At 30.5% G+C, this 364-nt stretch carries 1 protein-coding gene; it reads left to right on the plus strand.

The window, feature by feature from the left end; translation table 11 throughout:
- Nucleotides 1-39: 39 nt before the first annotated feature.
- Nucleotides 40-364, plus strand: a 325-nt coding sequence (locus tag ACT3RN_RS16220; protein ID WP_444518886.1) for a hypothetical protein, incomplete at its 3' end; no start/stop codon positions are given.

The following is a 364-nucleotide window of genomic DNA, read 5'->3' on the forward strand; positions in this document are numbered from 1 at the left end:
ATTGGAATAAATAATAACTATTCATAATTAAGGTAAAAGATGATAGAGACTGTAAGCAGTACTCATAAAAGTATCATGCTAGCTATAAGACAAGCTGCAACTTTATATTTGTTTGAGAAAGGACGTGAAAACGATATTCCTAAAGTTATAGATAATTTTTTGCCTTTAGATAATTACCAGGGAAATCGAGTACCTGTAGTTGATGTCGTGAAGGAGGTTCATATATTGTCAGATGTTCTACAAGATAATTATTTAGGATTAAAACTAAATATGTTAGTAGACATTGAGTCTTTGCCCTTTTATAAAGCAGTTAGCGACTGTATCAGACCTTTTAATGAAACAATGAATAAGCTACCTTTTTTAC

The organism is Psychrobacter sp. AOP5-GZ1-6, assembly GCF_052376345.1.
Classification (GTDB): domain Bacteria; phylum Pseudomonadota; class Gammaproteobacteria; order Pseudomonadales; family Moraxellaceae; genus Psychrobacter.